General features: G+C 66.1%; 8 protein-coding genes. 4 read left to right on the top strand and 4 right to left on the bottom strand.

Annotation, left to right across the window (positions count from 1 at the left end; all coding sequences use genetic code 11):
• Positions 1–343: 343 nt before the first annotated feature.
• Positions 344–850 carry a translationally-controlled tumor protein gene (locus tag AB0L58_RS20190; RefSeq protein ID WP_364388743.1) on the top strand — a complete coding sequence of 169 codons (507 nt, stop codon included), beginning with the start codon at positions 344–346 and terminating at the stop codon, positions 848–850.
• A gap of 358 nt (positions 851–1,208) precedes the next feature.
• On the opposite strand, the gene AB0L58_RS20185 is transcribed toward AB0L58_RS20190, so the two are convergent.
• Together AB0L58_RS20185 and AB0L58_RS20180 are read right to left on the bottom strand one after the other, a co-directional pair.
• Entirely contained in the window at positions 1,209–1,583 is a 375-nt protein-coding gene (locus AB0L58_RS20185) for a carotenoid oxygenase family protein (protein WP_364388741.1), read from the bottom strand.
• Positions 1,584–1,654: 71 nt separating this feature from the next.
• The gene (locus AB0L58_RS20180; protein WP_364388739.1) at positions 1,655–2,485 is read right to left on the bottom strand and encodes an alpha/beta hydrolase; all 831 of its coding nucleotides are present in this window, start codon (positions 2,483–2,485) and stop codon (positions 1,655–1,657) included.
• Positions 2,486–2,549: 64 nt separating this feature from the next.
• On the opposite strand from AB0L58_RS20180, the gene AB0L58_RS20175 reads away from it, so the two are divergent.
• Positions 2,550–3,092 (top strand): helix-turn-helix domain-containing protein, encoded by a 543-nt coding sequence (locus AB0L58_RS20175; protein ID WP_364388736.1) that lies wholly within the window; start codon positions 2,550–2,552, stop codon positions 3,090–3,092.
• Positions 3,093–3,506: 414 nt separating this feature from the next.
• On the opposite strand, the gene AB0L58_RS20170 is transcribed toward AB0L58_RS20175, so the two are convergent.
• The gene (locus tag AB0L58_RS20170) at positions 3,507–5,876 is read right to left on the bottom strand and encodes an acetyl-CoA acetyltransferase (RefSeq protein ID WP_364388734.1); all 2,370 of its coding nucleotides are present in this window, start codon (positions 5,874–5,876) and stop codon (positions 3,507–3,509) included.
• A gap of 6 nt (positions 5,877–5,882) precedes the next feature.
• Positions 5,883–8,024 carry an acetate--CoA ligase family protein gene (locus AB0L58_RS20165; protein ID WP_364388732.1) on the bottom strand — a complete coding sequence of 714 codons (2,142 nt, stop codon included), beginning with the start codon at positions 8,022–8,024 and terminating at the stop codon, positions 5,883–5,885.
• A gap of 238 nt (positions 8,025–8,262) precedes the next feature.
• Here AB0L58_RS20165 and AB0L58_RS20160 point away from each other — a divergent pair, with 238 nt between their 5' ends.
• Both AB0L58_RS20160 and AB0L58_RS20155 read left to right on the top strand, forming a co-directional pair.
• Positions 8,263–8,895, top strand: coding sequence for a TetR/AcrR family transcriptional regulator (locus AB0L58_RS20160; RefSeq protein ID WP_364388730.1), 633 nt, complete (start codon positions 8,263–8,265; stop codon positions 8,893–8,895).
• 305 nt (positions 8,896–9,200) lie between these two features.
• On the top strand, positions 9,201–12,470 hold the full coding sequence (locus tag AB0L58_RS20155; RefSeq protein ID WP_364388728.1) for a protein kinase: 3,270 nt from the start codon (positions 9,201–9,203) through the stop codon (positions 12,468–12,470).
• Positions 12,471–13,468 lie beyond the last annotated feature (998 nt).

Here is a 13,468-nt window from a genome sequence, read left to right as displayed (position 1 = left end):
CAGACCGCGCACCGCGAGATGCTGACATTACTGACAAGCCCTCGCAACGGATCTGCGACCGCAGACCGGGAACAGGTGTGGACGAATGGTGCCGCGCTGGTTCGGTGGCGGTAATATCCGGCATTGTGGTCGGTGCCCACCACATCTCGCGCCAACAAGCGTGGTGCCGGTTCGGCGGTCGGGCGAGACGAGCAGCCCCTAGAACTGTCTCGCGACTGTAGGGCCGGTAGCTCGGCCTGTCGGTGTGCCCCGGCAGGGTTGTGGCGGAATCGTCTTTGTGCCAACAGCTTCGGGCCCCGAGCACTAGCATTGGGGGGTCACCGATCCTTTGTGGGAGCTCGACATGATCATATTCCAGGACATCTTCACCGGCGACGAATTGTTCTCGGATGCCTACGACTTTCGGGTGGAGGTGGACCTGTTCTACCGGGTGGAGGCGGAAATGATCACCGTGAGGCAGAACACGGACATAGACATCGGGACCAACGCCTCCGCCGAAGAAGTCGGGGAGACCCTCGAAGACGGAATGATTACCGTCAACGACATCATCTACTCGTTCCGGCTGCGAGCAGTATCGTTCGACAAGAAGACCTACCTCACCCACCTCAAGGGCTACCTGCAGGCCGTGAAGGAAAAGCTCGAGGAGTCGAACCCATCCCGAGCGAAAGCATTCGAGATAGACGCGCCGGCTGCCGTGAAGGAAATCATGGCGCACTTCCAGGATTACGAGTTCTACGTAGGAGAGTCCAAGAATCCCCATGGCGCGGTCGCTCTCCTCAACTATGAGGCCGATGGTGTAACGCCGTACTTCCTGCTCTGGAAAGATGGCCTCAGCGAAATCAAAGTTTGAGGGGTCCCTGCCATAGATCGCAGACCGCACACCGCGAGATACTGACATTACTGACAAGCCCTCGCAACGGATTTGCGGCCGCGGAGGGGGGAACACGATCACCGGCATCGGCATTCGGCGCTGGGCTATCTCACCCCGGCCGAGTACGCCGGCCCGCTGCAGCCACACCCACCATCCGATGGCCTGCGGTATCAACTGAGTCTGAACGAAACAACCCGGACTCGAACACTGGGTGGTCCCGTTATCGGAGACCGATCAATACTTGACGATGGTTTTGCGGTCGACCACGTGCCAGGTGGAGTTCCACGCCCTCGCGTCGCATCGAATCGCATCCAGAATGACGCGGCCCGAGCCGACTTCACAGGCGTTGCCGACGTGGAAGACTCGGATGCGCCGCTATGGCGGTGGCCAATCCGCCCGCGAAGTCGCACGCGCCGACGGCGCCCAGAGCTGGCGTGACTTCGATCGAAAAACTGCCTTCCACCAAAGCGAACAGTCGTCCGGCGTGGCGGATGTTCGACGTGTCGGCCGTGCTGTAGGCCCGATTGAGACTGCCGTCCTCGCGCAGTGGCGAACCTCCGTCGAACTTCAGCGTGCGCACCCACCGGTTGCGGTACCACTGCGCCCGTCCATTGCGTAGCCGCACGCCGTGCAGCATGTCGTCACCGACGAACCAGTGGGGGCTTATCTCGCCCGGCAGCGGATTCGGCCCGTTGCGAAAAGTACCGTCCATCCAGCTCCGGGTGATCGGTGTCGTGGGTCCTCGGCTTTGCCGGATCGCTCCATAATTGCTCCGGCGATGCTCTAAGCGTTCACCAGTCGGCGAACCGCGGCAGCGACTTGCTCGGGTCGCTCGGCGGGGATGATGTGCTCGGAGACGGCATCCTGGTATTGCCCGCCGACCTGTTCGGCGTATCTGTGCTGGTATTCGCGGATGAGGTCGAGATTGCGGGCCTGGTAGCGGGCGGCGTGGGTCGCCGAGATCACCATGACGCCGGATTTCGGTGGTTCTGGTGGGCGGCGGCGGAATTCGTCGATCGCCCCCGCGACGGCCGCTATTTCATGGCGGGTTGTGGCGAGCCCGGCGGGGGTGAAGTCCTCGGCCAGCATGGTCGCGTAGCTGTCGGCGGGGAACTTGCGCCCATAGGAGCGGGTCAGCATCCGCATGAGCGGTGGGAACTGGCTCAGTGCCTGCTGCGCGGCGAGGATGCGGTCGGTCTTCTTGGCGATCGGCGCCCAATTGTCGTAGTTCGGAGCGGCTTCCGGTGTCGGGTCGATGAGGACCAGCCCAGCCGGCGACAGCGTTTCGGCGGCGCGACGGACGATCAGCCCACCCATGCTATGGCCCACCAGGATCACCCGCCCGGACGTGAGGGCCTGGACCAACGCCACCAGGGTGGCCGACATGTCGTCGATGGTCTGCGGTTGCGCGGCGCTGCCACTGCGGCCGCGACCGGCCCTGTCGTAGGCGACGGTATGCGCGATGTCCGCCAGTAACGGCACCACCCGATCCCAGAGCGTCCGCCCGGCGCCCGCACCGGATTCGAACACCACCCAGGTGTCCCCGGTGCCGGACTCTTCGAAGTAGATCTCGGTGCCGTTCACCATCATTCGACGCCCAGGAACATCCCGCATCGCGGTCCCCCCTTCCGTTTAATCCCAACTTTGGGAACGATACCATATATGGGATAGTTGCGGAATGGACCCGACCGAGTTGCTGCTCCACCCGGTGCGATTGCGCATCATCCACGCACTGTCCGGCGGCCGACTGCGCACCGCCGGAGAGTTGTGCGACCGCATGCCCGACGTGCCTCGGACCAGCGTCTACCGGCAGCTCGGCCTGCTCACCGAGGGTGGAATGCTAGAGATCGGTGACGAGCGACGCGTGCGCGGCGCGGTGGAACGCTCCTACCGATTGCGACCCGACCGCCCGACCGTCTCCCCCGAGGCGAGCAGCGCGATGACCCCGCACGATCACCGCCAAGGGTTCGCGGTCGCCATGGCCGTCCTGATCGCCGAGTTCAACGCCTACCTCGATCAAGCCGACGCCGACCCCGTCGCCGACTCGGTCGGCTACCGCCAAGCCACGCTCTGGCTCAGTCCCGAGGAACTCGACACCATGCTCACCGGCTTCCGCGACCTCGTCGCACCTCTCGCGGCGAACCAGCCCGGTCCGGGCCGCAGGCCGTACTTGATCAGCCCGATCTTTTTCCCAGGCGAGAAACCAGCATCGCCGAGCTGACAGCGCTACCGCACGTTCGCCGTAACGGCACGCCGACAGCTTCAGGACTCCGGGGCCCTGGGTATCGCCACGGACTGAAACTTCGATTCGTGCAAGCGATTCGCTGCTGTCACCCACGACGTTTGCAGATCTTGGGTCCCGGCCCAGCTCGCAAGCTCGCTGCGCCGGCCTGAGTCGAGGCTCGGCAAGAAGGTCAGCGAGCTCTCAGTGCGGGAAATCGGGCAAGGAAGGACGCCCACTGGACATCCGCTCATAGCCGCATGCCGCGCGAACGACCCTGGCCGACGCCTGGGGTGCGCGGTGGTTTCCGATGATCGCCGACAACTCGGTGACTTTCACCATTCGACGCTATTCGAATCCGAGGTTGTGAGCGACAAAAGTGTGCTGGACCCGGAGAAGATTCCGGTGCTGCGGCTACCGGTTCTTCCATTGCGGAGCGCGTTTGGCGCCGAAGGCGAGCAGGCCCTCGAGCATGTCCTCGCTGACCATCAGATCGTCGAGCGCCTGGGACGGATGATCGACGGCGTCGACGACATCCGTGATCGCGGCGGTCTCGTTCATGATCTGCAGCGAGGATCGTACGGATGTCGGTGAGCCGGTCAGGATTTCGGCGGCCAGCGCGCGGGCGCCGTCGAGTGCTGTTCCAGCCGGTACGACGTGGTTGACCAGTCCGAGCCGGTGTGCCTCGGTGGCGGGAATCTTCTTGCCGGTGAGGATCATCTCGGTGGCCAGTTTCGGCGGGACGGCACGCGGCAACCGAACCAGGCCGCCTGCGCCGGCGACGAGTCCGACCTGGACCTCGCTGAGGGCGAATTGAGCGGTCTCGTCGGCGACCACAAGGTGGCACGCGAGTGCGATTTCGCAGCCGCCGCCCATGGCGAATCCGTTGACCGCCGCGATGACGGGTTTGGTCATGTTCCGGCGGCTGGTGAGTCCGGCGAAGCCGTTCTTGGGCACCCACATCGATTTACCGCTGGCCGAATAGCGGAGATCGTTTCCGGCGCAGAAGGATTTGTCGCCGGCACCGGTGAGGATCGCGACCCACAGGTCCGCGTCGGCGAAATAGCCGTCGAAGATCTCGTCGAGTTCTTCATTGGCCTGCGGGGTGAGCGAGTTGCGGGCCTCCGGGCGGTTGATGGTGACCTCGAGTAGGTGGCCGCGGCGATGGACCTGCACGAATTCGTAGCTTTCCCGCAGCGCGGGGACGCGCCCCGGAAACAGTTCATCCATCCGCTCCCGGTTGCCGGTGACCCGGTTGCCTTGACCGAAGGATCGGACATACACCTGTCGGCCGACCGGATCACCGGTGGCGAGATCTTCCAGTAGTTCCGTGTCGTTCTCCGCGACGGTGGCCAGGAAACGGCGACCGTCGCCAAGTCTGCCCACGACGATGCCGGTCTGCCCCTTGCGGCCGTACTTCACGGTGTAGGTCTCGATGGTGGCCGGCCCGTCGGCCCGCACGGCCACCGGCACCGAGGGCACAGCATCGAGTTCGGCCTGCAACCGGTGGCTGTCGTCGGCGCGCCAGGGTGCAGGGACGGTGGAGTAGACGGCGGCGGAGTATTTGCTCAGCGTGCCGCCGTTGGCGCCCACGAAGCCGTAGCTGCCGGGTGTCGCACGCAGGCGGGCAACGGTTTCGGCGATCGCGTGCATCGAGTAGTTGTTGCCTGCGCCGCCGAAAAACGGCAGGCCACCGGTCACGGTGAGCCCGCGTGGATCGTCGGTGCGCAGGCCCAGTCCGTCGGCGACCACCGACACCGCGACCGGGAAGCAGCTGTACAGATCGATCGTCGCCAGTTCGCCGGCGCTGAGGCCGGCGACGTCGAGTGCGTGCTGTGCGGCGCGGGCCAGCGCCGGTGCGGCGGCGAGGTCGGGTCGTTCGAGCAGGTTCTTCTCCCACAGGTCGGCATGTCCGTGCAGGAACACCCACCTGTCCTGCGGCACGCCGAGTTCCCGGGCGACCGAGATCGAGGTCAGCAGCACCGCTGCACCCTGGTTGACCTGGTCGCGGGCGACCAGGAACCGCGGATACGGGTCGGCGATCATGCGATTGCGGTCGGTGACGGTGACCAGTTCGTCGGCGCTGCGCTCCAGAGGTGCGGCCGAATAGGGGTTTTTCGCCGCGACCTGGGTGAACGGTGCGAACAACTCGCCCATGTTCTGGCTGTACCGCCCTCGGGACAGGCCGGACCGGGCGCGGCGGGCGTTCTCGAACAACGCGTACTGGCTCGGCGCGTCGGTGAGCCCGTGCTCGGCCGCGTACCGGCTGACCAGCCCGGACAGTCCGTACCCGCGGTCGTCGAGCTGCCCGCCGCGGGTTTCGGTGAAGTCCGGACGTGTCTCGGAGGCGGCCAGGTGTCGGGCGGTGGAGATGGCTTCGGAACCGAAAACCAGTGCAGCGTCGGAGTTTCCAGCGGCAATGTTGCGGGCGAGCTCGGTGACCAGATGCTGCGGGGACTGCCCGCCACTGACCTCGAGGATCGCGCGGGTGGGATCGGCGCCGATCCGGTCGGCGACCGAGCGCGGGTAGTTGTCGGACTTTCCCAGCGGCGCCGGGGCGCCCGGGGTGGAGATTTCGAACTGCCGCACACCGGCGACAGTGTCGATGCGGGCGGCGACCGTGGCCGGATCGGCGCCGGCGTCGGCCAGCGCCGCGCGGGCGGCCGCGGCGGCCAGCTGAACGGGGGACAGGCCACGATAATCCGGGTCGTCGACGCTTTCGGCGACCTGACCGACGCCGACCAGCACCGGGGTGTTCGGATCCAGATCCTCCAGCAGGCTCATGAAAGTTCACTTCCCTTCCGTGGCGCCCTCGGCGGGTGCCCAGGTGATGACGGCGTCGAGGGCTTCGACGGTCGAGCCGTCCACGCGCAACGGGTTGATTTCCAGCGATTCCAGGTCGTCGCCGAGGGCCAGCGCGAGATCACCGATCCGAGCGATCACTGCGGCGACTGCGTCCAGGTCGGCGGCGGCGGTGCCGCGCACGCCCTGCAGCAGCGCCTTGCCGCGCAACCGGTCCAGCAGTTCGCGGGCCCGGTCGGGCGTGACCGGCAGCGTGGCCAGCGCGGAGTCGCCGAGCACCTCGACGAAGATGCCGCCGATGGCGACCGCGAGCACCGGCCCCCACTGGGGGTCACGCACGACACCGACGAGCAACTCCACCCCACCGCTGCGCATCGGCGACACCAGCGCGCCTTCGACGCGGGCGTCCGGGGCGTGCACCACGGCCGCGGCCGTGACCCGCCGGTAGGCGTCGGCCACCGCATCGTCTCCGAGCACGCCCAGCGCGACACCACCGATATCGCTCTTGTGCAGGATGTCCGGTGACGCGATCTTCAACGCCACCGGCCCGCCGAGCCCGGTTGCCGCCGCGACCGCTTGCTCCGCGCTGGTCGCCAGCTCGCTCGGAATCACGGGAATCCCGGCCTGGGACAACACATTCCGTGCGGTCGATTCCGACCAGGCGCCCTGTCGCGGCGCGTCGACATCCACCGTGATCGTCCGGACTGCGGGCGGTTGTCCGGTGACGGTGCCGATGGTGTCCGACCACCAGGCGAGATTACGCAGTGCTACCACCGACTGCCGCAGACCGGGAATGAGGTGACCGATCTTCGCCTCGGCCAGAACCTCTTTCGTGTACCTGGTGATCGGTTGGATCACCTGGCTGACTACGGTGAACGGCGTCGAAGCCGACGCGGCGCCGATGGCATTGAGCAGGGGCTGACTACCGTTGAGCCCATCGGTGGATTCCCACGGGGCTCCGGAGATCACGGCGACCACACCAACGGCCGGATCGGCGGCGACCGCCTCGATCGCTTTGGTGAACAACGTCGGGTCGATGACGGCGGCGCCGGTGATGTCCAGCGGGTTCTGCACCGTCCCGTAGCCCGGCATGACTTCGCGCAGCCGCTGCTGGGTTTCCGGCGCGAACTCGGGCAGCTGCGCACCGAGGTCCTCGGCGCGGTCGGCGACGATATCGCAGGCACCGCCGGAGATCGACACCCACCCGATACCCGGAGTATCCAACCTGCCCAGCCCCGCGGCCGCGCCGGCGGTGATCATCATGTCCTCGATCGAATCGACCCGGATCACACCCAATTCGTTGAACACCATGTCCACGGTCCGGTCGTCGCCGACGAGAGCGCCGGTGTGTGCCGCGGCCGTGCGCGCCGACAATGCGCTACTACCCGCCTTCAGCACGACGATCGCCTTACCCGCCGCCGCGGCCCGCCGCGCGGCCGCGGCGAACACCCGTGGCTCACGGATGGTCTCCATAAAGATCGCGATGGCGCGGGTTGCCTCGTCGTCGACCAGGAAGTCCAGCACGTGCCCGGCGGTGATCATGGCCTCGTTGCCCAGAGTGACCATGTAGGACAGGTCCGCGCCAGCCATCGTCGCGAAATCCACCATCGCCGACGAACTGGCACCGGACTGCGACAACAGCGCAACCGATCCGGCTGTGCGTGGCAGCCCCGGCACGGCGGTGACCGGCACCTGATCGACGAAATTGGCGAACCCCAGATGGTTCGGGCCCAGCACCAGCATGTCCAGCGACCGGGCATGCTCGACCAGGTCTCGCTCCGCGCGTTTACCCTCCGCGCCGGCCTCGCCGTACCCCGACGACAGCACGACCGCGTTCCGGATGCCGGCCGCGGCCGCGTCGCTGAGCGCCTCCAGCGTGCCCGCCTGCGGTACCTGCAGAAACGCGACATCCACAGGCTCGCCGATGTCGGAGCAGGTCGGTACCGACGGGCTGCCGTGCACGGTGACACCGCGACGGTTCACCAGGAAGGTGCGATCGGCAAAGCCGAAGTCGACCAGATTCCGGTAGGCGATGGTGGAGAACATCGACTTGTCCGACGCCCCGACCAGCGCCACCGTGCGTGGACGGAACAGGCTCCGCAGACGGTCGGGGGTGATCTCGGTGCTCATCGTTGGGCACGCTCCTTGCGTGATCAGAAGATTTCCGGCCGCATGAACCCGGTCACAACAGTTCACGAACTAAGCCGTTCAGATATTACCGGCCCAGGCTATACTGAACGGGATAGTTCGGCAATAGTCGGCAACCGTCCGGGATGCCGAACTTGACCGTTTCGTATTATCGGAGGTGCGCGGCGGTGACGACCCCGGCAGCGGCGATAGGACTATGCAGTGCGACGAGTGGGTGGCGATGACGACCAATAGATCCGGCCGGCCACGCGACCCGGACGTGGATCGCCGCATCCTCGACGCCGCGCTCGAAGTCTACGGCCGCGACGGGTGGGGTGGGTTCCGGGTCGAGACGGTCGCCAAGCAGGCCGGCGCCGGCAAGGCCTCGGTCTACCTTCGCTGGCCCAGCGGTGAGGCCCTGCTAACCGAGGCGCTCGGGCAACTCGGCCGCATCGAGGACATCGACACCGGTGACGTGCGTACGGATCTGCTGCGCCTCGCCGAGCAGGTCCGCGACTCCCACCTCGGCCCCACCGGCCGCGCGGCGACGCGGCTGGCCGTCGAGGCCCATCAGGTCCCCGCCATCGAGCAGCATTGGAAGGCGGCCCGGGACTCGCAGGTTTCGGCAGCACGTGCGCTGGTCCGGCGTGCCATCGACTGCGGTCAGTTGCCCGCAGGCACATCGGTGACCCTGCTACTGGACCTCCTGCTGGGCGCAACCACCATGCATCTACAGGCGGCACCGGACTACCTGCTCGAGAAGTCCGCCGAGACCTCTTCCGATTACATCCGCGAAGTCGTGGACTTCCTGCTCGACGCCTTCCGTGGGCGACTGGCGGCTTTGGCACCGCCGGCGGCAAAGGCGGACCGATAGGCGGTCCGCCCAAATGGACGACATGGTATGACCTACTAGCGGAACAGCCTGCGCGTGCACCATCACCGCCCCGCTGAGCGTGTCCAGCAGCAACGTCACCCAGGTATTCGCCGGCAGCTCGCCGCGGCCGATGGCGCGTGTCCACGCGGCTTACTCGGGCGAAATTGTCACCGGCCCACTCCGCAAGATCAGCTGCGACGGGAGCTCGGTCGCGGCTGTTCGCTCGGATACGCTGTCAATTAGCGAAGAGTTGACGCGAGCGCCCCTCCAGTGCCGGGGACACGCTGGCGGATGGTACACAGCCGATGAGCAAGGATGATTCGTTCCGGACAGTCCGTGACGTGTTCGACCCGGTCACGGAGCAGTTGGCGGCGGCTGGGTTCGAGGATGCGGAGGAGATCGGTCGGGGCGGTTTCGATGTGGTGTATCGCTGCACACAGGCGGAGCTGGACCGGACGGTGGCGGTGAAGATCTTGACCGCCGAACTGGACACGGAGAATCTGGAGCGGTTCTTCCGGGAGCAGCGCGCGATGGGGCGGCTGACGGGCCATCCGAACATTGTCACGATGCTGCAGGCGGGTGCCACGGCGAGTGGACGGCCTTATCTGGTGATGCCTTTTCACCCGTTGGGCTCGCTGGATGCGCGGATCCGCGGACAGGGTCCGCTATCGGCGGAGACGGTGTTGTGGATCGGAGTAAAGATCGCCGGGGCGCTGGAGAGCGCGCATCGGCTCGGCATCGTGCATCGGGACGTGAAACCGGGAAACGTTCTGTTGACCGATTATGGCGAGCCCGCGCTGACGGACTTCGGTATCGCACGCATCGCCGGAGGGTTCGAGACAGATACGGGCACGGTGACCGGGTCGCCGGCGTTCACGGCCCCGGAGGTACTCGAGGGCGGGGCTCCGACCGCGGCCGCAGATGTCTACGGACTCGGTGCCACCTTGTTCTGCGCGTTGACCGGGCATGCGGCGTTCGAACGACGCAGCGGGGAGAACGTGGTGACCCAATTCCTGCGGATCACCACCCAACCGGTGCCAGATCTGCGCGAGCACGGCATCGCCGAGGACGTGTCAGCGGTGATCGCGGCGGCGATGAGCCGCGCCCCGGGGGCACGGCCATCGGCGGCGGCCCTGGGTGAGGCGATCCAACAGGCCCAGCACCACCACGGGTACGCGGTCGAGGAGATGGCGTTACACATCGAACCGGCCCATGAGCGCCGCCCCGCCACACGGGGGTGGGGCCCATCGGCGTCGGCGACGTCCCGGAGTGCCGGCACGTTGCCGCTTGAGTTGACCAGCTTCATCGACCGCCGCACCGAGCTGGCGGAGGTCAACAATCTGCTGTCGGCGGCCCGGCTGGTTACGCTGAGCGGGACCGGCGGGGTCGGCAAGACCCGGTTGGCGCTGAGGGCAGCGGCGGCCGCGCGCCGGGAGTTCGCCGATGGGGTGTGGCTGGTCGAGCTGGCCGACGTCTCCGACCCGGCGCTGCTGGCCAACGTGGTGGCGGCCACCTTCGGTTTGCGCGACGATCCAGCACGGCCGCTGCCGGAGGTGGTCGTCGAGTTTTTGTCCACGCGGGAGTCGTTGCTGGTATTGGACAACTGCGAGCAGTTGGTCGCGGCGGTGGCGGAGCTGGTCGAGACCTGGTTGCGGGCTTCTCCGGACCTGCGGATCCTGGCCACCAGCCGCGAACCGCTGGATATCGCCGGGGAGGCGGTGTTGCAGGTGTCGCCGCTGACGGCGCCGGACCCAGACCGGACGCCGTCACTGCGGGGACTGCCCCGGTATGACGCAGTGACGTTGTTCGCCGATCGAGCCGCGGCGGCGGTGCCAGGCTTCGAGGTCGACGAAGACAACAAGGCCGCCGTCAGCCGGATTTGTGCGAGGTTGGATGGTTTACCGCTGGCGATCGAGCTGGCAGCGGCGCGGACGCGCATGATGTCGCCGGAGCAGATCTTGCAGCGCCTCGACGATCGATATGGGCTGCTGACGCGCGGCAGCCGCACCGCGCCCATGCGGCAGCAGACCCTGCGATGGTGTATCGACTGGAGTTACGAATTGTGCACCCCGGCCGAGCAGCGGCTGTGGGCCCGACTGTCGGTATTCGCCGGTGGCTTCGAACTCGACGCCGCCGAGCAGGTGTGCGGCGCCGATCTGGCTCCGGAGGATGCGCTCGATGTGCTGTCGGCCCTGGTGGACAAGTCGATCCTGATCCGGAACGAGTCCAATGACGTAGTGCGGTTCCGGATGCTGGAGACGGTCCGCGATTACGGTCGGCAGAAGCTGTGGGAGTCCGGTGAGGATCAACCGATGCGGCGCCGGCACCGCGACTGGTACCAGCAGTTGGTGCTGGGCGCGGAGGCCGAATGGATCAGCGACCGCCAGCCCTACTGGACCGTCCGGCTCGAGCGCGAACAACCGAACCTGCGCGACGCGCTCGAATACTGCCTGGCCGAGGACACCGAGGACGCGGCCGAAGCTGGACTACGAATCGCCGCAGCACTGTTCCTGTTCTGGTTGTTCCGGGGTCTGTACGACGAAGGCCGACACTGGATCGACCTGGTCCTGAACCACCCTGCCCGGCAATCCATACCCGACCGGGTCAAAGCGCTCCAAGTCGGCTGTGTCCTGGCGTCACTGGATGGCGATACGCCGACGGCAGCCGACCTCCTGGAAGAGGGACGGGTGCTCGCCGAACAGGATCCAACCCCGATGACCCAGGCGCTGATCGGCTACGCCGAGGGCGTTCTGGCACTCTATAACGGCGAGCCCGCTCGCGGGTTCTCCCCCCTCGAACGCGCCGTGGAGGTATTCAGCTCGAATCGACGGGGATACCTTTACCTCGCTGCCGTGTCCACGCTCGGTGCCCTGCACGAACAGGTCGGTGATAAAAAACGGGCCATCGAGTATGTGCGACAAGTGCTTTCCATCACCGAAGCGTGTGGCGAATCACTGTTCCGGTCGGTGGCATTGTGGGTTACAGGCATTGCTGTCTGGCAGCAAGGCGAGGAGTCGCGGGCTATGCAGCTGCTCAGGCAGGCGCTGCAAGTCACCCGGCGGGTGCGCAACCCAATCGTCGCCGCGTTGAGTCTCGAAGCGCTGGCCTGGATTGTCGGCGCCGACGGTGACGCCGAACGCGCGGCCACTCTGATGGGAGCCGCACAGGAGTTGAACCGGTCCATCGATACCCCGTCAAGCGTCTTGCCGATGCCGCAGCATCATGACGAATGTGTCCGGCTGGCACGATCCGCCCTCGGCACACGCGCATTCGATGCGGCCGTCCGACACGGCCGAGTGATGAGTACGGACGAAGCCGTAGCCTTCGCACTCGGCGAGCGACCCACTGACAAGACACTCACGTCGGGTCCGTATGTGGCTCTGACCAAGCGTGAGCGACAGGTCGCCGACCTCATCGCCCAGGGGCTCACCAACAAGCAGATCGCCGCCAAACTGGTGATCTCGCCACGCACCGCCGATGGCCACGTCGAGCACATCCTCACCAAACTCGGATTTACCTCGCGCGCACAGATCGCAGCCTGGATCACAGAAGACGGCAAACAGCAGAATCGTTGACTTGCTTAGACCGGCAATGAGTTCCGGCGCCGCGCGTGTGGAGTGTCGGAACGACAATGGCTCTGGCTCATTTTCGGCGAAGGGCGATGCCAGGCATGCCGGTACGGCGACGGACCAGCGAGATGCACCGACCGATGCTGCCGCCCACGACGCAGGCGGGGCAACCTGCCCCGCAGGTGCGAATCCGCCTGAGCCCGATCGACTTCCGCGGACACACGTCCCCGCACTCGCATATCGCTTTCAGTCGCAACACTATCTGACCAAGTACGGATCACCCCCGCGTGCGCAGAGAGCATGTGGCAGCCAAAGTGTCGCCTGACAGGGTGATCGAGCAATGGAAGCTGCTACGGCCACTCCATCGCCTTCCCAGTGGACATCGCTGATCAGTAGATCTCCCGAGTACGGCAACAGTTCTCGGGCCATATCACTGACGGCGCTCCCTGAACTCGGCTCTGTCCCAACTGACGCTCACCGAATTTCCCCATTTGTCCCGTGTGGCTCCGCCGTGAAGGGCGGGCCTCCTTCGATGCTGGTGGTTACAACACCTGACCAGCGCGTGACCGGCGCAGGGCGATATTCTGCTGGTGCGGAATTCCTAATGCCTCGTCAGGCAACCTTCAGTAGGTAATCGGGTGCCGGATCATCGAGCCGACGGCGAAGTCGCGGATCGGGGCCAACGTGCTGGTTGCACCAGCGGATGTAGCTGCCGATCGCGTCGTCCTGCCCGCTGCGGCCTTGGTGGTCGGTGCCGTCGAGGGCGAGGTACCGCGGTATAACTGCTCACCTGGCCAGCGGGCCCGCAGCGAGTTGCAGAACGCTGGAAACTCCATCCACAGCTTCCGGCTACGGATGCGATAGTACAACCCCATGGGAGGAAGTCCTCCTTGCGGAGCAACTGGTGAGGCCGCCGGAGGACTTGGTCCGGCAATGGAACCTCCCCGAATCCGATAAGCAAGCGCCGCTGCTGTGGGGCTGCCTGTCGACGATCACACGTATCC

The sequence above is a fragment of the Nocardia sp. NPDC052112 genome, assembly GCF_040680135.1.
Lineage (GTDB): Bacteria > Actinomycetota > Actinomycetes > Mycobacteriales > Mycobacteriaceae > Nocardia.
This window is presented reverse-complemented; position numbering and strand designations above follow the sequence as displayed.

Bases quoted from the DNA above. Each gene is read 5' to 3' on its own strand.
- AB0L58_RS20190 (WP_364388743.1), top strand. From the start codon at position 344: ATGATCATATTCCAGGACATCTTCACCGGCGACGAATTGTTCTCGGAT.
- AB0L58_RS20185 (WP_364388741.1), bottom strand. From the start codon at position 1,583: ATGGACGGTACTTTTCGCAACGGGCCGAATCCGCTGCCGGGCGAGATA.
- AB0L58_RS20180 (WP_364388739.1), bottom strand. From the start codon at position 2,485: ATGCGGGATGTTCCTGGGCGTCGAATGATGGTGAACGGCACCGAGATC.
- AB0L58_RS20175 (WP_364388736.1), top strand. From the start codon at position 2,550: ATGGACCCGACCGAGTTGCTGCTCCACCCGGTGCGATTGCGCATCATC.
- AB0L58_RS20170 (WP_364388734.1), bottom strand. From the start codon at position 5,876: ATGAGCCTGCTGGAGGATCTGGATCCGAACACCCCGGTGCTGGTCGGC.
- AB0L58_RS20165 (WP_364388732.1), bottom strand. From the start codon at position 8,024: ATGAGCACCGAGATCACCCCCGACCGTCTGCGGAGCCTGTTCCGTCCA.
- AB0L58_RS20160 (WP_364388730.1), top strand. From the start codon at position 8,263: ATGACGACCAATAGATCCGGCCGGCCACGCGACCCGGACGTGGATCGC.
- AB0L58_RS20155 (WP_364388728.1), top strand. From the start codon at position 9,201: ATGAGCAAGGATGATTCGTTCCGGACAGTCCGTGACGTGTTCGACCCG.